At 38.3% G+C, this 22867-nt stretch carries 19 protein-coding genes and 1 pseudogene; 13 read left to right on the top strand and 7 right to left on the bottom strand.

The window, feature by feature from the left end:
• The first annotated feature begins 63 nt into the window (after window positions 1–63).
• Window positions 64–1266 (top strand): SpoIID/LytB domain-containing protein, encoded by a 1203-nt coding sequence (locus HY063_14455; protein MBI3502989.1) that lies wholly within the window; start codon window positions 64–66, stop codon window positions 1264–1266.
• 27 nt (window positions 1267–1293) lie between these two features.
• Here the strand turns inward: HY063_14455 and HY063_14460 are convergent, their stop codons facing one another.
• Window positions 1294–1419, bottom strand: coding sequence for a T9SS type A sorting domain-containing protein (locus tag HY063_14460; GenBank protein ID MBI3502990.1), 126 nt, complete (start codon window positions 1417–1419; stop codon window positions 1294–1296).
• Window positions 1420–1616: 197 nt separating this feature from the next.
• On the opposite strand from HY063_14460, the gene HY063_14465 reads away from it, so the two are divergent.
• From HY063_14465 to HY063_14505, 9 genes are all read left to right on the top strand, one after another.
• Window positions 1617–2642 carry a toxin-antitoxin system YwqK family antitoxin gene (locus HY063_14465; GenBank protein MBI3502991.1) on the top strand — a complete coding sequence of 342 codons (1026 nt, stop codon included), beginning with the start codon at window positions 1617–1619 and terminating at the stop codon, window positions 2640–2642.
• Window positions 2635–3732, top strand: coding sequence for a tRNA 2-thiouridine(34) synthase MnmA (gene mnmA / locus HY063_14470; GenBank protein ID MBI3502992.1), 1098 nt, complete (start codon window positions 2635–2637; stop codon window positions 3730–3732). Before HY063_14465 ends, mnmA begins: the two co-directional genes overlap by 8 nt.
• A gap of 252 nt (window positions 3733–3984) precedes the next feature.
• Window positions 3985–4656, top strand: coding sequence for a hypothetical protein (locus tag HY063_14475; protein ID MBI3502993.1), 672 nt, complete (start codon window positions 3985–3987; stop codon window positions 4654–4656).
• A gap of 274 nt (window positions 4657–4930) precedes the next feature.
• Window positions 4931–5266, top strand: coding sequence for a hypothetical protein (locus HY063_14480; protein ID MBI3502994.1), 336 nt, complete (start codon window positions 4931–4933; stop codon window positions 5264–5266).
• 300 nt (window positions 5267–5566) lie between these two features.
• Window positions 5567–6151, top strand: a complete 585-nt coding sequence (locus HY063_14485; protein ID MBI3502995.1) for a hypothetical protein — start codon at window positions 5567–5569, stop codon at window positions 6149–6151.
• Between the two features lie 65 nt (window positions 6152–6216).
• Window positions 6217–7350, top strand: a complete 1134-nt coding sequence (locus HY063_14490; protein ID MBI3502996.1) for a DUF4221 family protein — start codon at window positions 6217–6219, stop codon at window positions 7348–7350.
• Window positions 7347–7829, top strand: coding sequence for a hypothetical protein (locus HY063_14495; protein ID MBI3502997.1), 483 nt, complete (start codon window positions 7347–7349; stop codon window positions 7827–7829). The genes HY063_14490 and HY063_14495 overlap by 4 nt, the downstream gene beginning before the upstream one ends.
• A gap of 21 nt (window positions 7830–7850) precedes the next feature.
• Window positions 7851–8057 carry a hypothetical protein gene (locus HY063_14500; GenBank protein MBI3502998.1) on the top strand — a complete coding sequence of 69 codons (207 nt, stop codon included), beginning with the start codon at window positions 7851–7853 and terminating at the stop codon, window positions 8055–8057.
• A 76-nt stretch (window positions 8058–8133) separates the two neighbouring features.
• Window positions 8134–9882: a S8 family peptidase gene (locus HY063_14505; protein ID MBI3502999.1), complete on the top strand. Its 1749-nt coding sequence runs from the start codon at window positions 8134–8136 to the stop codon at window positions 9880–9882.
• On the opposite strand, the pseudogene HY063_14510 reads toward HY063_14505, so the two are convergent.
• From HY063_14510 to tsaD, 6 genes and pseudogenes are all read right to left on the bottom strand, one after another.
• A pseudogene (locus HY063_14510) lies at window positions 9879–10532 on the bottom strand (ATP-binding cassette domain-containing protein). The gene HY063_14505 and the pseudogene HY063_14510 sit on opposite strands and share 4 nt — an antisense overlap.
• Window positions 10529–12754 (bottom strand): patatin-like phospholipase family protein, encoded by a 2226-nt coding sequence (locus HY063_14515; GenBank protein MBI3503000.1) that lies wholly within the window; start codon window positions 12752–12754, stop codon window positions 10529–10531. The pseudogene HY063_14510 and the gene HY063_14515 overlap by 4 nt, the downstream one beginning before the upstream one ends.
• Window positions 12755–12856: 102 nt before the next feature.
• Window positions 12857–13669, bottom strand: coding sequence for an ABC transporter substrate-binding protein (locus tag HY063_14520; protein MBI3503001.1), 813 nt, complete (start codon window positions 13667–13669; stop codon window positions 12857–12859).
• A 60-nt stretch (window positions 13670–13729) separates the two neighbouring features.
• Window positions 13730–14386, bottom strand: a complete 657-nt coding sequence (fsa, locus tag HY063_14525; protein ID MBI3503002.1) for a fructose-6-phosphate aldolase — start codon at window positions 14384–14386, stop codon at window positions 13730–13732.
• Window position 14387: 1 nt separating this feature from the next.
• Window positions 14388–15023 (bottom strand): hypothetical protein, encoded by a 636-nt coding sequence (locus HY063_14530; GenBank protein ID MBI3503003.1) that lies wholly within the window; start codon window positions 15021–15023, stop codon window positions 14388–14390.
• Between the two features lie 3 nt (window positions 15024–15026).
• Entirely contained in the window at window positions 15027–16082 is a 1056-nt protein-coding gene (gene tsaD, locus HY063_14535; GenBank protein ID MBI3503004.1) for a tRNA (adenosine(37)-N6)-threonylcarbamoyltransferase complex transferase subunit TsaD, read from the bottom strand.
• 88 nt (window positions 16083–16170) lie between these two features.
• Here tsaD and HY063_14540 point away from each other — a divergent pair, with 88 nt between their 5' ends.
• The 3 genes from HY063_14540 to HY063_14550 are packed head-to-tail and all read left to right on the top strand — an operon-like array spanning window position 16171 to window position 22867.
• Window positions 16171–20679 carry a translocation/assembly module TamB domain-containing protein gene (locus HY063_14540; protein MBI3503005.1) on the top strand — a complete coding sequence of 1503 codons (4509 nt, stop codon included), beginning with the start codon at window positions 16171–16173 and terminating at the stop codon, window positions 20677–20679.
• A gap of 3 nt (window positions 20680–20682) precedes the next feature.
• Window positions 20683–22473 carry an ABC transporter ATP-binding protein gene (locus HY063_14545; protein MBI3503006.1) on the top strand — a complete coding sequence of 597 codons (1791 nt, stop codon included), beginning with the start codon at window positions 20683–20685 and terminating at the stop codon, window positions 22471–22473.
• Between the two features lie 46 nt (window positions 22474–22519).
• Window positions 22520–22867 carry a hypothetical protein gene (locus HY063_14550; GenBank protein ID MBI3503007.1) on the top strand — a complete coding sequence of 116 codons (348 nt, stop codon included), beginning with the start codon at window positions 22520–22522 and terminating at the stop codon, window positions 22865–22867.

The following is a 22867-nucleotide window of genomic DNA, read 5'->3' on the forward strand; positions in this document are numbered from 1 at the left end:
TGTTAGCAATTTAATTTTCCTTTTTTATTTATAGCAAAGTATTTTTCATCTTTGTAAGAATTTATGCGAAGGATTTTATTTTTGATTTTGTTGATTGCCGGTTGCCAGTGGTCAGTTGGTTTTTGCAAAGAGAAAAATCATAAACATAAAACAACCGACAACGGACAGCGGACAATCAGCATCCGTCTTTTCGCCAGCAATATTATTTCCTCTGTCAATTTCATGAATGTTTCAGGCGATTATTCCGTTTTCGGAGATGGAGTAAAACTTTTTGATGCAGATAAAATTTCGTTCATAACCGTTTCTCTTGCGGGCGATTCGGTTCTTCTTCAGAAACCGAATTACCAGAGAAAGTTTTTTACGGTGCAGTTTGTTCCGCAGACCTCTTCGTGCAGTTTTAAAATAAAATCGCTTCAGCCCGATTATAAAGTGAGAACGTATGACGATGAACTGGATGTTTCGGCACAAAATAAATCGCTGCGCATCATTAATAAGGTAGATATTGAAAAATATGTGGCGGGCGTTGTGCAATGGGAAGTGGGAACAAAAAATCCGCAGGAGTTCAATAAAGTAAAAACAATTGTTGTGCGCACGTATGCGCTCGGCAACTGGCGCAGGCACGAAGACGAAGGTTTTCAACTCTGCGATGAAGTGCACTGCCAGGTTTTTCGCGGAAAAACTTTCAGTCAGAATATATATGATGCCGCTTTTGCAACTTCAGAATATATTTTAGTGGACGACAGCGCGCGCATTATCACAGCAGGTTTTCATTCCAACTGCGGAGGGCAAACCATGAACTCGGAAGATGTGTGGAGTAAAAAAGTTTCCTGCCTGCGTTCCATCAACGATTCTTTTTGTTTGCAGAAATCAAACGCAGTGTGGGAGAAAAAAATTCCGAAGGACTTATGGCTTGATTACCTGAAAACAAAATACGGTTTCCCGGTGAATGATTCTTTACAGGTAAAAAAGATTTTGCACTTTGAGCAGCCAAACAGAAAAGTTTATTTAGTGAACGATGAATATTTCATTCCGCTTAAGTTTGTGCGCGAGGATATGAAACTGAAATCAACTTTCTTCGCCATTCATGAAGAAGGAATTAATGTTGTTTTCACAGGCAAAGGTTTCGGGCATGGAGTTGGTTTATGCCAGGAAGGCGCAGAACGCATGGCGGAGAAAGGATATTCCTACATAAAAATTATTAATTACTATTACACCAACGTACACCTCATTCGTTTTTCGCAGTTGGATTTTTTCAGTTCGGAGTAATCTCGTATATTTTATTGAAATTTAAAATCACTCCACAATTATTTTCTTCGTCCGTCTTGTACTTCCTTCGCCTGCCTGAATAAAATAAATTCCTTTGGGCTGGTCAGAAATATCTATTTCATAGTTGTTTCTTTCATTTCCTGCTGAATAAATCTATAATTCGGAAAACTGTTTTGAAAGAATTATGCCTTTGGAAGATGTTTCTGAGGTATGTAAAGCATTGCCCAATTGGAGAAATTCAAACCACAGCGATTGACCTGGCTTTTTATTTTTTCAGGAATGCCCTCCAATTTTTCATATAGTTATTCGTTGAGGTATAAATCTTTTTTTCTTCGTACCTTCGTTGAAATATGAAAGAGAAATTTTTACTCGTGATGATTTTATTTTCAATCGTTCATTTGAATGCTCAGCCGCAGAGTTTAAACCAGACAGACAAGAATGGAAAAAAACAGGGCAAGTGGATTAAACGATTCGAGGATGGCAAGCCGCTTTACGAAGGAAGTTTTAAGGATGACAAGCCCTTTGGCGAATTCAAATATTATTACGACACCGGTGAAATGAAAGCCGATTTTCTTTTCTCAGATAACGGAACTGTGAGCCATACAAAATATTTTTTCCCCGGCAATATTCTGATGGCGGAAGGAAAATATGTGAATGAAAAAAAAGACAGCGTCTGGAGATTTTATGATGCGCCCAATGCATTGGTGTCGGAAGAAACCTACAAGAACGGGAAAAAGAACGGGCTGGAAAAAAATTATGACGGCAAAGGAAAATTGGTGGAAGAAAAAACATGGAAAGACAGCATTCTCCACGGTCCCTGGAAAAAATATTATAACGAAGGAGGCATTCAGGAAGAAGGCATTTACAACAATGGTTTTTTCGAAGGAGAAGTGAAATATTATTATCCGGAACATACGCTTGCTGTGAGCGGGCATTACCAACATTCGCTGAAGCACGGCAAATGGATTTATTACGGGAAGAATAAAGTCATCACTCAGGTTGAAAATTTTTCCCTCGGTGATTTGGATGGCTATTATGCCCAATGGTATGAAAAAGACGGAACGCCAAAATTAAAAGGCGGCTATAAGAAAGGCAGGCAAGACGGCACGTGGACTTACTTCAACAGCAAAGGAAAATTGGAGAAGGACTCTTCTTTCTTTGCCGGCTACATTCATGGCGCGTGTTCGGAATATTATGAGAGCGGAACTAAAAAAGCGGAATGTAATTTTTATTACAGCCATCCCTGTGGAACATGGACACAGTGGAATGAAGACGGAAAAATTTCAAAAGAAGAAAAACACGATTCCATGGATGAAGTGAAAAAGAAAATGGCGCAGGAAGAAAAAGAAAAAAGAAAAAAGAAAAACAATGAGTAAGGGAAAAGTTTTAGTGGCAATGAGCGGGGGAATTGATAGTTCCATGGCAGCGCTTTTTCTTCACGAGCAGGGTTACGAAGTGATTGGAATCACTATGAAAACATGGGACTATGCTTCTTCGGGCGGCTCGAAAAAAGAAACCGGCTGCTGCAGTTTGGATTCCATCAACGATGCACGCACTATTTCCGTTACCTACGGATTTCCGCATTACGTACTCGATTTGCGAAGCGAGTTTGGCGAATCCATCATCACTGATTTTGTAAACGAATATCTTGCCGGGCGCACTCCCAATCCCTGCGTGCTGTGCAACACCTATATTAAATGGGATGCGCTGCTCAGGCGTGCCGACCAGTTGAACTGTGAGTTCATTGCTACCGGACATTACGCGCGCATCCGCTATGAGAACGGGCGCTCTGTTTTGTCAAAGGGAATGGACGATACAAAAGACCAGTCGTATGTGCTCTGGGGATTATCTCAGCAAAGTTTGAGGCGCACTATTTTTCCGCTTGCCAATCTTTCGAAGAAACAAGTGCGCGCCATTGCTGTTGAAAAAGGATTTGCTGACCTTGCCAATAAGAGCGAGAGTTATGAAATATGTTTTATTCCCGATAATGATTACCGGAGTTTTCTCCGCAGGCGGGTTCCTGATATAAATACAAAAGCAGGCGAAGGAAATTTTATCTTAGCCGATGGAACTGTAGTTGGAAAACACAAGGGTTATCCTTTCTATACCATTGGGCAGCGCAAGGGTTTGGAAATTGCAGTGGGCGAGCCGCTCTACGTTACAAAAATAGAACCGCAAACCAACACCGTGATGCTTGGCTCTGCCGAAGACGTGAAACAACAGCGCATGAAAGTGAGCAAACTGAATTTAGTCAAGTACGCGCGGCTTCCTGAAAATTTCCAGGCGCTTACGCGAATCAGGCATAAGGATGCAGGCAGCATGAGCACCGTAAACCAGATTTCAGAAACCGAAGCTGAAGTTTTTTTCCACCGGAAGGTTTCCGCCATTGCGCCCGGGCAGTCGGCTGTGTTTTATGAAGGAGAAGATGTGGTGGGCGGAGGAATTATTGAATCATCTGATAGTTGAAATTTAATAATGTAAGTTGCCACCTATTGAATGATAGGAATTGATAAAATAATGCAAATGCCGCGAACAAATGTTATCCATATAGGACTTACGCAGAAGTTTAGTGAGTATTGTCATTTCGACCATAGGGAGAAATCTCGTATGTTTGGCACAAAGGAGATTCCTCGCTTCGCTCGGAATGACACCGTTTTGCGTAAGTCCTGCCATATAAATGACCATTATTGAAGGTAGCAACTTGCGTTAATAGTTGAAATGAAAAAAATAGTACATATTACATTTTACTTTTTACTTCTCTCTTCCTGTCATAAAGATAAACCTGTTGTTCCGCCTCCCGATTTGGGCTATGCTTATTTTCCCCTTACCATAGGGCATTATGTGATTTATAATGTTGACTCCACAGTACTGGATACAAAATCAAATGTGGATACTACCTTCCGCTATCAACTCAAAGAAGTGGCGGCAGAACTATTTTACGATAATGCCGGAAGACCTACCTATAAGATATTCCGCTATAAAAGAAGTATTGATACCCTACCCTGGCAAAGCACCCCGCAGCAGGTATGGACAGCCAACCGAACCGCCACCACTGCGGAAAGAACCGAAGAAAATATTCGCTACATCAAACTTGTGTTTCCCGTTAAGCAGGGCAAGCAATGGAACGGCAATGCCTTTAACATTCTCGGTGAAAAGGACTATGAAATCATTTCGCTTGACCAGAAAGAAACCATCGGCACGCTCAGTTTTGATTCAACGCTCACGGTTAAACAATTCGAGCAGAAAGATTTAATTGAAACTATTTACGAAGCCGAAAAGTATGCCCGTAATGCAGGGCTTGTGTATAAAGAGCGCGATAGTTTATACTGGGGCGGGGGAGATACCGTGGGTTATACATTCACACAAAAAATAGTTTCGTATGGAAAATAATCAATTATCGAAATAATAAGCGCTATCCGTTCCCGCAATAAAGGCGCTATTCATAATTGTTCATATCCTGTTCAGCAAAGGTGTATAAGTTTATTTGCTAAACTGTACATCCGCGTTTCTTAACTGCCTTTTTGTTGTTTTCTGCCGGAGCAGCGCTTCCTGAAAAGGGGCGCTGCTTTTTTTTAGCAGGAAACGTGCCGGAACAGGCATTACTGCGGTTATTCTCATCGTATCAGCGGCTGTCCTCCTCGTGATGGCGGCTATCCTCCTCGTGATGGCGGCTGTCCTCCTCGTGATGGCGGCTGCCATCATCGTGACAGCGGCTGTCCTCATCGTGACAGCGGCTGCCCCAATCGTGACAGCGGCTATTCTCATCGGGACAACGCCTGCTACGATGATTGCAGTTATTGTCCTCCCCGGGACAACGCCTGCTACGATGATTGCAGTTATTGTCCTCCCCGGGACAGCGCCTGCTACGATGATTGCGGTTATTGTCCTCCCCGGGGCAGCGCCTGCTACGATGATTGCAGTTCCTGTCCTCAGCGTAGCAGTACCTGCAACGAGGATTGCGGGACACATCCATTGCAAGGCGGCTCCACAAAAAAAATAGTTCAACAATATTTTGCATATTAACATTTTATTTTACATTTGTTCTCAAGCGGGAAAAACCTTTCTCGGCTATGTGCAGTGGAACGACAGCAAGAACAAAAACCGCAGAGGTCCGGCAGGTGACCTCATTACTTTTGTGATATGAGAAAAGTGCGGATAGTGAAATGAAACTTTTCCTTCGCCTTGCCGGCACAACGAAAAGAAAAAATAAAAATCATAAAATAACAAAAGGCAAAAACATAAAAAAAAACTTTGAAAGCCATGAAATTAAAATTAAATACTAACTTTTAAAATTAAAATTATGAAAAAAAAGATTAAATATTTTATTGTTTGTTTTTTATTGGGTTTTATCTTTTCATGTCAAAAAAAAGATTTAAATCCTGCTGTAGTTTCGACAAATTCTATTGATAACAACACAACAACTGCCTACCGCAGTAATAACAACAACGGGGATGGTTCTACTTCTAAGCCAAATTTATGCGTCTGCCCAGGATTTAAATTACAAAGCGATGCAAGTGGATTTAGTTGCCCTTCTGGAGATGGTTGCTCTAAAATAGTGCCATGCCCATGCCCTTCGTGTGGATGCGCTGCAAGAGTAAGAGGAGCATTTCTTATACCCAACTTTCATGCGTTTGAAAATGCTTTAAAGGCAGGCACACTCGCTGCTTTTTTCAATTCATCTCAATGGTTGCAAGTTTTTCCGGAATTAAATGATGTACAAAATATATCATTACTTGTCAAGTTGCGCTCAGGCGCTGTTACTTTTGTTCAAGTTCCAAATGCAAATACAAATACTGTTTTTAATTTAGCAGTTAATGCATCATTGGTAAACAACTTTACTGTATCAGATGTTCAATTTGCAGCAGAAACGCCTGCCGGAATTTAAAAATTAAAATAGAATCATTATAATACCGAATTACAATTGTGTAATTCGGTATTATCTTTATGAACATGAAATTAATTTATTCATCAGGCATTTTGATATTGTTTTCTATTATTGGTTGTAAGAATCAAACTTCTTTTTTAATACCGGATAGAGAGATAAAAATAAATTTTCCGGAACAAAAAAATGAGATATGGAGTTATTCAGATAATATATGCAATATAAACAAGCAGGAATATATTGCATACGCATCTAATAAAACTAAAAAACTCAATTTAATAAATATCGAAAACAATAAGATTGAATATAGTATCCCTCTTACGAATTTGGATTCACTGTTCAATCAATATATGAATCCATTAAAATTTTTTATTCATAATTTAGATTCCATTTTCATACTTCCAAATGAATCAAAAAATATAATTCTAATTGGAAGACAAGGTGAAATATTAAATCAATGGCACATTAATTTGAGTAATAAATATGACTATGTTTTATCGGGTTTTTATACAAGTCCTTTTATATATTTGAATCGTAAAATTTATATTCGTTTTGTTCCTCTGATTTCTGCATTTAAACAAAAAAGGGATTATTTTACTTGTCTACCAGAAATTGCTATTAACATTTTTAACACAAATGAATATATAAAATTTATTGGTGGTTGGCCTGAAAAATATTTAAAGGAAAATCATTATGGAGACTATCCTTCGCGCTGTATGGATAATTCAGAACAATCAATTTATTCGTATGACTCAGAACATGATATTTATATTTATCATAATGATAAACTCATAAAAAAAGCATTAGCAAAAAGCAAATTTATAGATAATTTTGAATTATTTGCAGATGATAGCGTTGGTAACATATCTTATACTATGAAATATTTAATCACCGCCCCGCGATATGGAAAAATTTATTATGACCGCTATAGGAAATTAATATACCGAATTGCTTTTCCAAAAACAGAATATGTAAATGAAGATAAAACTACAGTAAAACGAATCACTGATAGGCCATGGTCAATTATTATTTTAAACTCTGATTTTCAAAAAATCGATGAGATTTTATTCGACCCATTTAAATATAATTCAGGTCCTTTATATGTAACAAACGATGGACTTTTAATTCCAAAAGCGAATGAGCATTCACAGCAAGATAATACTTACAACTGGAATTTTATTTTATTCAAAATAAAAAAATGAAAAGTTATTTACATTTTTTTATAGTTATTACTTCTATTTTAGGTCTGTGTATATTACATTCGTGCAGCAATTCGCCCAAAAAAACTATCAACAAAAACACTTCTATATTTTCGAATTATCTACAGGAACAATTTAATATACAGATTCCTCATAAAAAACATTTCTATATAACAGTTCCTCAAAATGGTTGTCAGGGTGCTATTGCAAATTCACTTAATTGTATTGATGAATTTGCAAACCCATCTTCCAATATTTCAATACTTGTTGCAAATGAAGCGGCTGCCTCAAAATATTTAACTAAGAATTGGAATATAATAAACGATAAAGCTGACGCTTTAGATATTCTAAATCTTCCCATCAGTAATGTTTCAATAATTATCACTGAAAATGATACGATAAGTTTAATCAAATCATCCAATCAGTGTGAGTATAATATAATCAATGATTTTTTAGGTATGCTACAGGATACTATGCGTTAAAAATACACACAGTCATTTAATTTGTTTCGCGGACAAAAGCGCACAGGCGATGTGATTGACGCGCTGCACACGCGCGAAACGAGTATTAAAACCTTGCTCCGAAAACTGCTGAACGATATTCCTGTGAGCACATGGAACGATACCGACCGCGGCACCTTCAAGTCTACAGAAGTGGGAGATACCTTTAACGTGCATGCCGAAGTTTTGGAGTGGGCATATCCTGCGTGAGTTATTTCAGCCACCGAGACACTACCAAACAGTACGCATATCAACGATTCTGCCTTTTCTTTTATCTTTGCGTTGAATGAAACAGTTATTTACTTTTTTTCTTTTTGCCAACTGCCAACTGCTGATTGCCGACTGCTGTTTCGCCCAGCCCACCAAATACTGGATTCAGTTTACCGATAGGAATAATACGCCTTACAGCATTTCAAACCCTTCGCAATATCTTTCTGCGCGCGCCATTCAGCGCAGGGCGAATCAAAGCATTCCCGTTGTGCAGAATGATTTGCCGGTGAATGCAAATTATATTGACAGCGTTGCCAGCGTTCCGAACGTAACCGTTCTCAACCGCGAAAAATGGTTCAACGCCATTACCATTCAAACCAGCGATACCAATGCGGTGAATACCATCCTGGCGTTTCCGTTTGTAAAGAAAACACAGGCGGTGCAGCGGCACATCAAAACAAATGACGAATTACGAATGACGAATTATGAATTAGATAATCGCAACAACAAGTTTCCTTTTTATCATCCAGTCATCCAGCCATCTAACCATCCGGTTATCGAACCATCCAACCATCCAGCCATCCAGTCATCCAATCTTCCAATCCTCCAATCCTCCTCTTCCTACAATTATGGTTTATCCTTCAACCAGGTGAACATGCTTGGAGGCGTGTGCATGCATAACATGGGCTTTGACGGCAAGGGAGTGGTGATTGCCATTCTCGATGTGGGCTTTCAGCATTATGATTCTGCCGCTGCGTTTGATTCCATCCGCGCCAACAAGCAGGTGCTCGGCTACTGGAATTTTGTGAACCGCGATTCTTCTTTTTATTCCGTTGCCGGAGATGTGCACGGTGCGTGGTGCCTTTCGCTCATGGCGGGAAACATTCCCGGACAATTAGTCGGCACGGCTCCCAAGGCAAAGTATTGGCTGTTGGTTACCGAATACGGTCCTTCAGAAAATATTATTGAAGAAGATAACTGGGTGAGCGGTGCGGAATTTGCCGACAGCGCGGGCGCAGATGTTCTTTCCACTTCGCTCGGCTATACGCAGTTTGACGACAGCACCGTGAATCATACGTATGCCGATATGAACGGGCACACCGCGCGCATTTCCATTGCCAGCGCCATTGCCGCAAGCAAGGGAATGGTTCCGGTTTGCGCGGCAGGAAATTCAGGTTGGAGTCCCTGGCATTTTATTGGCGCGCCTGCCGATGCCGACAGCACTCTTGCCGTGGGCGCGGTGGATTCCATGAGCAATTATGTCGGCTTCAGTTCAAAAGGTCCTTCATACGATGGAAGAGTGAAACCCAATGTTGCCGCGCAGGGCGATCATCCGTACACGACAGACCTTGCGGGAGGAACGTATAATTCTTTCAGCGGAACTTCTTTTGCCTGCCCGCTCACTGCGGGAATGACGGCTTGTTTGTGGCAGGCGCATACGGCAAAAACATCTATGGAAATTTACAATGCCATTCAGCAAAGCGCCAGCCATTATACAACTCCCGATACGCTGACGGGCTATGGCATTCCTGATTTCTGCAAAGCGCATCAGATTCTTACTTCGGTGCCCGAAAATTTTTCCGATGAAAATATTTTTGTGTTTCCGAATCCATCGGCTGACGGAAGGTTCACCGTTCAGAGTTCAGGGTTGAATGTTCAGGGTTTGGAAATTTACAATGTGTTGGGAGAAAAAGTGACACGAAGTGTCATTCCGAACACAGTGAGGAATCTCACCATTGATATTTCAAATCAGCCCGGAGGTGTTTATGTGCTGAAAGCAATTGCCGGGAATAAAAATTATTTGCTGAAACTTGTAAAGTATTAATTTTTTGCCAGCACCAATTGGTTGTTGCAAAAAGAATATTCTTCCTTATTATAGTTGGAGCAAACAATTACCAATCGTTCATTGGCAAATTGTGAAATGAGTTGCTGAAACCAGTTTACAGCATCTGCATCAAGATTGGTTGCCGGCTCATCGAGCAGGAGCAGGGGAGTGGCAGATAAAACAGCAAGCGAAAGTTTGGCGCGCTGTTTCATTCCCGAAGAAAAATTCCGTATCTCTTTGTTGGCTGATGATTTCAATCCGGAAATAGAAATTATATCTTCTTCCTTTAGAGAGGAAATAAACTTTTTGAATTTGCCGTGAAACGAAACACATTCTTTCCATGTCATTTCTTCGGGCAATTCTAAATAGGGTGCGGCATACGATAAAAGCCCCCTTGCAACTTCCCCCGAAGGGGGAAGGGTTGTTCCTTGTTGGCTGTTTGCTTCTGACTTCTGACTTCTGACTTCTAACTTAACTTCTCCTTCCGTTTGACTCATGGCTCCTGAAATTATCTGAAGCAAGGTTGATTTGCCGTAACCGTTTGAACCGAGAATAACATATTTTTCTTTCTCTCAAAATTCATAATCAATGTTTCTGAAAACCCATTCACGGTTAAAACGCTTTCCTATATTTTCAAGAATAATTTTCAATCGGTAGATTTTTTATTAAAGATGATGTATCCGAAATGAAAAAGAAAAGTGAACGGCTGCTTTTCTCCATGATAATAATTTACGCTGAATGCAATGGGACCGATGGGTGTATGCCCGACCAGCGCGGCAGTTCCCATAAAATACCTCCGCAGAAAAGGCACAGTATAAATTTGCTGATTGCCCACGGTGTCAATTTGCTGGTAAGGTTGATAAATATATCCTTCCACTCTGAAATCAATTCTGTTTTTTATAGTGATAATGTTTTTTAATCCGGCTGCCGCGTAAGAGTGGGCGCGGAAGTTTGGCTGAAAAAGTGTTTTGCATTCCGCCAATGGCTGAAACGCAGGCGAAGCAAGCAAACTGGCAGTATAATTATTAAAACGCGGCTGTGTGGAGTAGGCGCTTTCAAAATAAATTCCCATTCTCAGCGTGCCGCGCTGCTTGTAATATTTATCATAAATCATTTTGAACTGCACCCATTGGTGAATTCTTCGTGAGGGATTTAATGAAGAGGTAGAACCCGGCTGCGTGAATTCTTCGCCCTGAATGTAGCGCGTTTTAATTCCGAAATACGTTCCCTGCGTGGCGTACTGTTTTCGGTTGAGTGTGTTTCGTTCCAGCATAAGATGCGCGGTAGCCATGTCAAAAGTGGTAACATCGGGCGTATCTTTCGAAGTAAAAAATTGTGTCTGATAATAATTGTCGGAAGTGCTTCCGATTCCTCCCCCGATAATTAATTTGTCTTTGTTGCTTACGGGCATTCCCAAATTCAAATAAGCGTGCTGGTCATTCTGAATGAGGTAGGCGGGCTTCACGTCTTCAAAAAATAAATTGCTGCTCTTGTAAAAATCCCAGCGGTTGAATGCAAGTTCGGGCTCAAGATAAAACGGCACGGAAAAAGGAAAATCCAAACGGGTGTTTACCTGCGCAGAGGTGTAAAGTTTTCCGAAGTATCCGTTTGCCATCAACCGGATTCCGAAGTTACCGAGGTATTTATATTCAAAGCCGGCAAACACTTCTGAAATGGGGCGGTTGGAAATGTTGCCTCCCACTTCGGCAACAATATCTTTTTCCTTTTTCACTTTCAGAAATAAATCGTAGTTGTTATTTTTCGGATTGAACTTTGCCTGCGGGTAAATTTGTTTTATCTTGTCATCTTCTTCCAGCCGGAAGTAAGCGGGCTTGAATTTTTCCAGCGGAAGAGATTTCCCCCGCTTCCGCAATACTCCGTGCACATATTTTGTCTGGCCCTTTTTTAATCCTTCAATATAAATGTCTCCAAACACGAGCGGAGGTTTTTTTCCTATGAATTTTTTTCTTTTATCAGAAAGTTCTTCCGTATTCGCTCTTCGGGTAATTCTTGTTTTAATTGTATCTATTTTTCGGAGTGTTGCAGCATATCCGCTGTCAATCATTGCTTTTGGATTTCCGAAATCAAATGTTGAAATAGTTGTTTGGGGCTCAATGAGAATTCCGTTCGGGCATTGAATGTCCATTTTCGAACGGTTAATCAGCATGGCTTTTAGTTGCGAGAGAAGATTGTCTTCATCAGGAGGCGGAACTGCGCCTGAAACATTGCTGCCTATAATAATGTCGGGGAAGCATTGCTCGTACATCACATCGGAAGGAAAATTATTGTAGATGCCTCCGTCAAAAAGAAGTTTGCCATCTACTTTGAGCGGCTTGAGATAAAAAGGATAGGAAATGGAAGCGCGCACGGCTTCGCCCAAATCACCATTCTTAAATAAGACGGTGGTTTTTGTTTCAATGTCAGCCGCCACGCAGCGAAAAGGAATGAAGAGCGAATCGAAATTATATTTTGCCGCAGCGCTGGCGGGAGCCATTCCTTCCATCAGGGAAAAATCAAGGGCGGCAGGTGAAACAATATTGGTGGGAAGATTTGTTTCAAGTGAAGTATCGAGCGCAAGTTTCAGCGTAATCCACGAAGCGTTGTCTTCTTTCTTTTTGAAATAGTAAATATATTTTTTATCAATGTTGCCATACACCCAATTATTGAATTCATCTGTCTGAACAATTTCTTCCATTTGTTTCGGAGATAATCCGGTTGCATACATAGCTCCCACAAAAGCTCCAATGGAAGTTCCGCTGATGTAATCCACCGGAATATTATTTTCTTCCAGCGCTTTCAAAACTCCAATGTGCGCGAGCCCGCTTGCGCCACCGCCACTGAGTACAACCCCTACCTTCTGGGAAAATGACAAATGACAAATGACAAATGACAAAGTAAATACAAGGAAAATCTTATGGCGTAAATACATAATTAACAAACGAGAAAAGAATGCAATTATTTACCGCCAAATCTACTAAAGATTTTTCAGCAAGCGCTCGAAATAGGAGGGCGCATAAAGCAAGCGTGTGCCGTACCACGAAAACATTTCGCCATCCACTAAAACTATTTTTCCCTTCGGGCAGAGCGATTGAAATTCTTCTATATGTTTCTGGCGGAAAGGATAGGGTTCGGAAGAAAGAAAAATTAATTCCGGATTCAGTTTCTGAATTTCTTCTGCGGAAATCTCCGGATAGCGAGTGCGTGTTACAACATTACTGAGCCCGCACATCTCCAGCAAGTGATTGATAAAAGTTTCTTTTCCTGCTGTAATAAATGGTTTTTTCCAAATCAGGTAAAGAACTTTTGAAGTTAGAAGTTTATCCGAAGGACTCCTTACGGAGAAGTTTGATGTCTGAAGTTTAAACAGCGAGAACTGCTCGCGGATGTTGTTTTGAATATCGAGCGCACGCTTTTCTTTTCCTGTCATCTTGCCGATTGCTTCTATCATCTCTAATGCTTGTTCTAAATTTTTTATATCGCTAATCCAAACCGGAAAATGTTTTTGCAGTTCCTGTATTTGTGATTTTTCATTCTCTTCTTTGTTGCCGATAATCAAATCGGGTTTCAGTTCTTTTATCTTTTCAATATTTAATTTTTTCGTTCCTCCGATTTTTATTTTTGTATCAAACCAGTTTTTCGGATGAACACAATATTTGGTAATTGCAACAACTTCTTCCTCCAATCCTAAATCGGAAAGTAATTCAGATTGCGAGGGAACGATGGAAATTATTTTAGAAGGAATTTTTTCTATGGAAATTTCGTTGCCAATCTGGTCTCGGAATTTCATTTTGAGATATGGTTATATGGCTGAATGATTATATGGTTAACCATTCAACCATTTAACAATTTAACCATTCACTTTCTTATGGTCTGCTAAAAATTGTGCCAAGCCGTTATCTGTGAGCGGGTGTTTTAATAATCCGATGATTGCGCTGAGCGGGCAAGTGGCGACATCGGCTCCCACTTCCGCGCACTTGATAATGTGCATCACATGGCGAATGCTCGCGGCAAGAATTTGTGTTTTGTATCCGTAGTTATCGTAAATCAAACGTATCTGGGCTATGAGTTCAACGCCATCGTAACCCACATCGTCCAATCTTCCTATGAAAGGAGAAACATAAGTGGCTCCGGCTTTCGCGGCAAGCAGCGCCTGTCCGGCAGTGAACACGAGCGTGCAGTTGGTTTTAATTCCTTTTTCAGAAAATTGTTTTATTGCTTTCACTCCTTCTTTAATCATCGGGACTTTCACCACAATCTGCTTGTGAAGTTTTGCCAGCGCTTCGCCTTCTTTAATGATTCCGTTGTAATCGGTGGAAATAACTTCCGCGCTCACATCGCCCGTAACGTGCTTGCAGATGTCCACGTAATGTTTTAAAATATTTTTTTCTCCTTTGATTCCTTCTTTCGCCATGAGCGAAGGATTGGTGGTAACTCCATCGAGCACTCCGAGGGCTTGTGCTTCTTTTATTTGTTCGAGGTTGGCGGTGTCAATGAAAAATTTCATATTAGTTTTTTTTGTGAAAGTAAAAAATGATTATTATGATGATAGCAATAATTACGAAAAGAATTAACAAGTTATTCAGGCGATAATCTAGAGAAGAAAAATATTTCTTATTAGTGAATTTACCAACATTTAATTTAATTAAATCTTTATCTAATTCTGAAAGGGTCAAATATAATTTTCCTTTTTTATCATTAAATCTTGTGTCAATTAAATAGTAAAGTGTAATCTCATTTTTTGATTTATCTATGAAGTCATTATATAAACCTAATTTAAAATTTTTCTTATACTTTATTGTTGCCAAGCTATCGGCTCGCCAATAAATATCGTCTTCCCAATTATTTTTTCTTAAACTATCGAATATCTTAGGATAGAAATCGCTAATTATAGCATTTTTGAAACTTGCAGGATGTTGCTTCGCTAAAATGTAATCATTATTCCATTCCACATCAAATACTGTTGGAGCAATAACTGTTGAGTTGGAATAATCCTCATTTTTGAATACAATACACATATTATCTGAAACATCAATTGCTAAAATAATATATTGATCATAAATATGAGTTTCTTCAACTGTATCAAAGCAACCAGTTAGAAATAATATGAATATTAAAAAAAATAATAAAAATATTTTTTTCATTTTCTAAAATTTATACCTCGCACTTGCAGCCACATTCTGCTCTGCAAATTCTCCTTTCAAATATTTAAAATAACCGGCAACGGCAATCATAGCGGCATTGTCGGTGCAAAATTCAAAAGGAGGAATGTAAGTGTTCCAATGGAATTTTTTTCCGGCTTCTATAATTGCATTTCTTAGTCCTGAATTTGCAGCAACTCCTCCTGCAATTGCAATTTCTTTTATTCCTGTTTGTTTGGAAGCAGAAATTAATTTATCAATTAAAATTTTTATAATCGTAGATTGAATAGAAGCGCAGAGGTTGTTCAGGTTTTTCTCTATGAAACTTTTATCTTTTTTTAATTCATCTCTTACAAAATAAAGAATGGAAGTTTTCAATCCGCTGAACGAAAAATTCAAATCAGGAATATTTGGCTCAGGAAATTTGAAGATAGGTTTTCCATGCTGCGCATATTTATCAATCAGCGGCCCGCCAGGGTAGGGAAGCCCCAAAATTTTTGCTGCCTTATCGAATGCTTCTCCTGCTGCATCATCCACCGTTTCCCCTATGATTTTCATATCTAAAAAATCTTTTGCCAAAATAATTTGTGTATGTCCTCCGCTTACGGTTAAACATAAGAATGGAAACTTGGGATTTGAGATTTGGGACTTGGAATTTGAGCCCACGAAGTGAGCAAGCACGTGCGCCTGCATGTGATTGACTTCAATGAGCGGAATATTTAATGAAAGCGCCATTGCTTTTGCAAAGGAGGAACCGACAAGAAGAGAGCCAATCAATCCCGGTCCTCGCGTGAAAGCAATTGCATTGAGTTCTTCTTTTTTTATTCCGGCTTGCTTCAGTGCTTCGTCAACAACCGGAACAATATTTTTCTGATGTGCGCGCGATGCAAGTTCAGGAACAACTCCACCGTAGAGTTCATGAATTTTCTGATTCGCTATGAGATTGGCAAGAATAGTGCAGTTGCTCGTTACCGCTGCGGAAGTTTCATCACAGGAAGATTCAATTCCAAGAATGATTACTGGTTTTTTCTTCTCCAACCTTCCAATCTTCCAATCTTCCATCATTTTGATTTTATTTTCAACTGTTAATGTTTGTTAATCACCGAAATCATAATTTTCATAGCGGCTATATTCGTAAATTCGTAGTGAAATGAAAAGTAAAGTTATCAAAAAAATATTCCGGTTTTTTCTTTGGTTCATTGGAATTCTCCTTCTTGTGTTTGTAAGTTTTTATTTTGCTTTGCGAAGCCCTGAATTTCAAACATGGGCAACGAACAGGATTGGCGGATATTTTTCCGGAAAATGGAAAACAACCGTGCGCGTGGAAGGCGTAAGCGTTGAACTCTGGAAAAAAATTGTGCTCGAAGGAGTTTATGTAGAAGACCAGCACCGCGATACGCTTCTGTATGCGGAAAAACTGAAACTTGATATTGGGAATTTCAACAGCGACAGCAATACCATTTTTGTGAACAATGTGATTTTTAAAAATGCAACCGTTAAACTGAAAAAATATATTGGCGACTCCGCTCTTAATCTTCAATTTATCATAGATGAATTTACATCGAAGGATACAACTAAAAAAGAAAAACAAAAATGGAATATCGGAATTGGCGGCATTGCGCTTGACAATATTCATTTTGCATATAAAACCGAAGAAGATACTTCTTACGCGAAGGGAATTAATTTTTCTGATTTGCGTGCGAATTCTATTTACGGAAAAATTTCAGATATAAAATTTGATGCAGATACTATTCGATGCAATATCCGGGAGTTTTCTTTAGAGGAAAAAAGCGGTTTCGTGCTTAAAGATTTATATACCGAAGCAAGCATCAGTTCTGTTAAATTAAATCTTGAGCACACAAAAATTTTTACCAACAACAGCCAGGTTACTGCAAATGTTTTTTTCAGTTACAATCATTATGATGACTTCAATCATTTTATTGACAGTATAAAAATAAAATCTCAATTCAATAGTTCAAATATTGAAATGGCAGACATAGCATATTTCGCGCATGACTTATTTGGAATGAAAAAAAGAATTTTCTTCAATGGAAAGGTTAGCGGAAGAGTGAGCGATTTGAAAGGAAAAAATATTTTACTTGCCATCGGAGACGAAACCAGTTTCATGGGAAATTTTACGATGACCGGACTGCCTGACATCAATCAAACGTTTATGAGTTTTGACGCAAAAGAATTGCGCACATCAAAAGAAGGCATAGAAAAAATTCCGCTGCCCCCGTTCAATGAAAATCATTCCATCGGACTTCCTTCTAATGTTTCACTTTTCGGAACGATAAAATTCAAAGGCAACTTCAGCGGCTTTTACAATGACTTTGTAACGTATGGAACTTTTAACACTGCCCTCGGTCAAATTTCCACAGACCTTTCCATGAAGAATGATTCTGCAAGCGGTTTGCCCATTTATCACGGGAAATTTTCATGCTATAACTTTAATCTTGGAAAATTTTTTGAAAGTGAAAAATATATCGGCATTGTTTCGATGAATGTAAATCTTAATGGCAAGGGTTTGCAAAAAGAAAATACAAATTTAACTATGGATGGAAAAGTGAGCAGCATTGGATTGAACGGATACGATTATAAAAACATTGATGTGAAAGGAAAATTTGCAAAAAGAAATTTTGATGGGATGCTTTCGGTTATGGATGAAAATCTGATTCTTGATTTTAACGGGAATATGGATTTCAGTAAAAGTCCCACGCGCATAAATTTTATTTCGGAAATTAAAAGAGCAAATCTTAATAAGATTAATATTTTAAAACAGGAAGAATATGCCGGCATCACTGCAAAAATTAATGTGGAGGCAGTTGGAAATAATATTGATGATGTTACCGCGAAAATGAAATTGAATGATGTGAAATATTATAAAGGAAAAGAAATTTTTGATTTTCAAAATTCAGAATTGAATATTGTGGAAACTAAAGGAGAAAAAGATCTTGTGCTGAATTCAATAATTGCCGATGCGCATTTGAATGGAAAATTCAAGCCGGCAGAAGTTGCCCTGTGTTTAAATGATTTGGTAGCAAATTATCTTCCATCGTATGTGCCTCGCCTTGAAGAACCACTTGAAATAAATAAACTGCATTCAAAAAAATATGTTGAGCATTTGCAGAATTTTTCTTTCGATGTCAAATTTAAAAATACAAATGTTGCCACACGCGCTTTTCTTCCTTCGCTTTCTGTTTCCTCGCCTGCTTTTATAAATGGAAATTACGATGAAGAAAAAAATAATTTTTCTTTTTCATCTTCCTTTCCACAAGTAGATGTTACGGGATATAAATTCGAGAAATGTAATATAGAAGCAAAAACAAAAAATGATATGCTGTCATTTAATACTTCCATTCATCGCATTGCATTGGCAGACAGCGTTTGGATTGACAGCGTTAAGATTACTTCTGAAATAAAAAACGATTCATTGAATTTTCTTTTGAATTGGAAAAATAATACTGCAGTTAAATACGAAGGAAATATTCCCGGTTATGTTTCTTTTGCTGAAAAACCAAAAATAAAATTAAAAATTCTTCCCGCCATTATTGTTCTTGCTGATTCTGTTTGGAAAATTAATTCAGACAATGAAATTGTAAAAGACTCTTCTTTTATAAGTATTAAAAACTTGGAATTTATTTCCGGCAAGCAAAGAATAAAAGTAGAAGGCAATATTTCGCATGTAAAAGAAGACCAGTTGTATTTTATTCTTTCCTCATTTGCACTCAGCAATTTAAATCCTGCGCTTAAAGGTTCGGGTTTTTCAATTTATGGAACCATATCCGGAAACACTTCTCTTTCCAATTTATACGAGCAGCCGGTTTTCGGAAGCAGTATTGAAATTCAGAAATTGAAAATGAATAATGAACTTATAGGAGATGGAAATTTATCGAGCATTTATGACGGTAAAAAACGTGCGGTGAATTTCAATGGAAACTTTCAGCGCGATGATGCGGGAAGCGTAAAACTTTCGGGAAATTATTTTCCGTTTAAAAAAGACAGCAGCATTGAAGCAGAAGCCGATGTGAGAGATTTCCATCTTGAATTTTTCGAGCCCTTCTTGAAAGAAAATTTCGAAAACATAAAAGGCAATGCATCGGCTGAATTAAAAATCAGCGGCACTCCTGCCCAACCGAAATTAAATGGAATTGTCAGGACAAATGTTAAAAATATTCATGTGAATTATCTTGGAACAGATTATCATTTCGAAGGTGAAATTCCTGTGGAGCCAAACTCATTTGATTTTTCAAATATTACTTTTTACGATGTAAATAATAATTCTGCGGATGTCATCAATGGAAAAATTTATCATGACAATTTTAAAAAACTTCAACTGGACATTGACCTGAGCACCGATAAATTTCTGGTGCTGAACACAACCGAAAAAGATAATTCCACTTACTACGGAAAATTTTTTGCTACCGGAATTGCAAACGTGTTCGGCTATCTTGACAATATTAATTTATCAGCAACTGTAAAAACTGACAAAGCAAAAAATGTTTTCGGAAAAAATGAATACACCCAATTATTCATTCCTCTTTCAAGTGCGGGTGAAATAAAAGAAACCGGATTTATTTCTTTTGTAAAGAATGACACCTCAAAAATAAAACAACCGAAATATAAAATAAATACTACCGGGTTCACTATGGATTTAAAACTTGACGCAACGCCCGATGCGCAGGCGCAATTAATTTTTGATGAAAAAGTAGGCGACATAATCAAAGCAAAAGGAAAAGGAAATATTGAAATGCTCATCAATGAATTTGGCGATTTCAAAATGTTTGGAGATTACACCGTGGAAGAAGGAGATTATCTTTTCACGTTGAAAAATGTTGTGAACAAAAAATTTCGAATTGAAAACGGAGGAGTGATTCGCTGGGCAGGCGACCCTTCACAAGCAGAAATAAACATGAATGCAATTTATCAGGTGCGCTCTTCGCTGTCTCCCTTGTTTCATGACTACGAACAAACCGAAGCCACAAAAAAAAGATATCCCGTTGACCTGGTGATGAATCTCAGCGGAAAACTTTTATCACCCGATATTAATTTTGATGTTCGCCTGCCCACCGTTGATGATTTCACCCGCCAGCAGGCATTCGATAGGTTTAAGAACAGCGACCTTGAAGTAAACCGCCAGGTTTTTTCTCTCTTATTCACAAATAGTTTTTCACCACCTCCTGATATGAAAAGCGATGAAAGCACTGCTGGCGGACCAGGTGCAGGAACTGTAACTTCAACTGAAATGCTTTCGAATCAGTTGAGCAACTGGCTTTCACAAATCAGTAATAAGTTTGATGTGGGCGTGCATTATCGCCCGGGCGATGTGGTGAATAAAGATGAAGTGCAGGTTGCTCTTTCCACGCAATTGTTTAACGATAAGCTAAGCATTGATGGAAGCGTTGCAAACAATCCGAATACAAATTCTCAAAATACTTCAAACATAGTAGGAGATATAAATATTGATTATAAACTCACTGAAGATGGAAAACTAAGAGCAAAAGCATTTAACAAAGCGAACGAAGGAAATATTCTCGATTTACAAAAAGGACCCTATACGCAGGGAGTCGGAATTTTTTACAGGCATGAATTTGAAACCATAGGAGAATTGTATAAAAAATTTATAAGCAAACTAAAAAAGAAAAAAGAAAAATCCTGACTTGTGAAATCACTAAAGCATTTAAATAAATATTTCTGGAAGTATAAGTGGAGATTGATTTTGGGAATTGTCTTTGCAGTTCTTTCTACTTTTTTTGGAATTTATGTTGCAGTGCTCGTTCGAAAAGCAACTGACTTTATGATCAAAGCAGCAGCAGAAAATTTTTCATTTGAAATAACTACGGAAGAACTTTTGAAATATGGTTTGCTTATTTTGGGAACAACCATCATCAGCGGATTTCTCATGTTTCTCATGCGACAAATGATTATCGTCATGTCGCGCCACATTGAATATGATTTGAAGAATGAAATTTTTTCTCATTACCAAACGCTCGACACAGGTTTCTACCGCAGAAATAATACCGGTGATTTAATGAATCGCATAAGCGAAGATGTCAGCCGGGTGAGAATGTATATTGGTCCGGCAATTATGTATTTTGCAAATACAATTGCCACTCTGATTTTGGTTTCTGCAACTATGACCAGTGTAAATTTGAAATTAACTTTTTATGTTCTTTTTCCACTTCCAATTCTTGTTGTAGTAATTTATTTTGTAAGTGATTTGATAAATAAGATGAGCAACAGCGTGCAGGCGCAACTTTCAAAATTATCAACCATTGCTCAGGAAACTTTTTCAGGCATTCGCATATTGAAAGCATATGTGCAGGAAGAAGCAATCGGAAATTATTTTGCAAAGGAAAGCCACGCATACAGAAAAAAATATCTTGGATTGATTTTTACCGAAGCGTTGTTCAGCCCGTTTATGCTTTTGCTTATGGGACTCAGCACACTCTTGACAATTTATATAGGAGGAAAACAATCTATCGAAGGACAAATCACCTACGGAAATATTGCTGAGTTTATTATTTATGTGGGCAAACTCACCTGGCCGGTTGCTTCATTAGGATGGGTAACATCACTTGTTCAGCGTGCTGCTGCATCACAAGAAAGAATAAATGAATTTCTTACTACAAAATCTGATATTCAAAATTTAGATTCACAGATTTCGAATGTCAAAATAAATGGCGAGATTGAATTCAGAAATGTCTCATTTGTTTATCCTGATTCGGGAATAAAAGCACTTGATACTATTTCTTTTAAGGTAAAACCGGGAGATTCCATAGCAATTATTGGAAAAACCGGAAGTGGAAAATCTTCAGTTGCAAATTTGTTATGCAGGTTATACGATGTTTCTGCCGGGGAAATTTTGGTTGATGGAAAAAATATTATGCAGTGGAATTTATTTTTTCTTAGAAAGCAAATCGGATATGTTTCGCAGGATGTATTTTTATTTTCCGATACCGTGGAAAATAATATTGCATTTGGTTTTTCTCATTCGAACAACGATTCACAAAAAGTAATAGAAAAAGCCGCGAAAGATTCCGGTATTTACAATGAGATAATACATTTTCCCAATCAATTTAAAACAATAATAGGCGAACGAGGCATTACTCTTTCCGGAGGACAAAAACAACGCATCGCAATTGCGCGCGCAATCATCGGTTCTCCGCAGGTTTTAATTTTTGATGATTGTCTTTCCGCAGTTGATACAGAAACAGAGGCAGAAATTCTTGGAAACCTCAGAGGGATTATGCAACGCAAAACCACTTTGCTTATCAGCCATCGTGTTTCAACGGTGAAAGATGCATCGCATATTATTGCTCTTGATAACGGAAAAATTGTTGAAGAAGGAACCCATAGGCAGTTGCTGGAAAAGAAAGGATTTTATTTTGATTTATATAAGAAGCAATTGATAGAGGAAGAATTAAAATTAAATTCTGAAAATATAATTTAATGGATATTAAAAAAAGTAAATAACATTAACCCTTAAAACTATTTTTATGAAAACAGATTTCTACACAAAAACCGTTCTTACAGTTATTGCGGGAGCATTAACCATCATCGCATTTCAGAATGAGGAAATTTTTACAAGTGCAAATGCAGGCAAGGCAGCAGGATTTATTTCTGTTCCTGTAAATCCGGATGGCTCTATCAATGTAAAATTTTCAGAAACAATGAAAGTAAATATTTCTGAAGTTGGAGGAAATTATATTTATAATTCTATTCCCATTAATGTGAAAGAACTTGACGGAAGCAGCATCAGCGGAAGTTACGGATTGCCTGTGAACATTAAAGCGCTTAGCGGTTCAAGCATTTATGACGCTTTGCCGGTGAAGATGAAAAATTGA

The organism is Bacteroidota bacterium (genome assembly GCA_016195025.1).
In the GTDB taxonomy this organism is placed as follows: domain Bacteria; phylum Bacteroidota; class Bacteroidia; order Palsa-948; family Palsa-948; genus Palsa-948.

Excerpts from the sequence above, each read along its gene's own strand:
- HY063_14455 (MBI3502989.1), top strand. The coding sequence starts at position 64 with ATGCGAAGGATTTTATTTTTGATTTTGTTGATTGCCGGTTGCCAGTGG.
- HY063_14465 (MBI3502991.1), top strand. The coding sequence starts at position 1,617 with ATGAAAGAGAAATTTTTACTCGTGATGATTTTATTTTCAATCGTTCAT.
- mnmA (MBI3502992.1), top strand. The coding sequence starts at position 2,635 with ATGAGTAAGGGAAAAGTTTTAGTGGCAATGAGCGGGGGAATTGATAGT.
- HY063_14475 (MBI3502993.1), top strand. The coding sequence starts at position 3,985 with ATGAAAAAAATAGTACATATTACATTTTACTTTTTACTTCTCTCTTCC.
- HY063_14480 (MBI3502994.1), top strand. The coding sequence starts at position 4,931 with ATGGCGGCTGTCCTCCTCGTGATGGCGGCTGCCATCATCGTGACAGCG.
- HY063_14485 (MBI3502995.1), top strand. The coding sequence starts at position 5,567 with ATGAAAAAAAAGATTAAATATTTTATTGTTTGTTTTTTATTGGGTTTT.
- HY063_14490 (MBI3502996.1), top strand. The coding sequence starts at position 6,217 with ATGAAATTAATTTATTCATCAGGCATTTTGATATTGTTTTCTATTATT.
- HY063_14495 (MBI3502997.1), top strand. The coding sequence starts at position 7,347 with ATGAAAAGTTATTTACATTTTTTTATAGTTATTACTTCTATTTTAGGT.
- HY063_14505 (MBI3502999.1), top strand. The coding sequence starts at position 8,134 with ATGAAACAGTTATTTACTTTTTTTCTTTTTGCCAACTGCCAACTGCTG.
- HY063_14520 (MBI3503001.1), bottom strand. The coding sequence starts at position 13,669 with ATGAAATTCCGAGACCAGATTGGCAACGAAATTTCCATAGAAAAAATT.
- fsa (MBI3503002.1), bottom strand. The coding sequence starts at position 14,386 with ATGAAATTTTTCATTGACACCGCCAACCTCGAACAAATAAAAGAAGCA.
- HY063_14530 (MBI3503003.1), bottom strand. The coding sequence starts at position 15,023 with ATGAAAAAAATATTTTTATTATTTTTTTTAATATTCATATTATTTCTA.
- tsaD (MBI3503004.1), bottom strand. The coding sequence starts at position 16,082 with ATGGAAGATTGGAAGATTGGAAGGTTGGAGAAGAAAAAACCAGTAATC.
- HY063_14540 (MBI3503005.1), top strand. The coding sequence starts at position 16,171 with ATGAAAAGTAAAGTTATCAAAAAAATATTCCGGTTTTTTCTTTGGTTC.
- HY063_14550 (MBI3503007.1), top strand. The coding sequence starts at position 22,520 with ATGAAAACAGATTTCTACACAAAAACCGTTCTTACAGTTATTGCGGGA.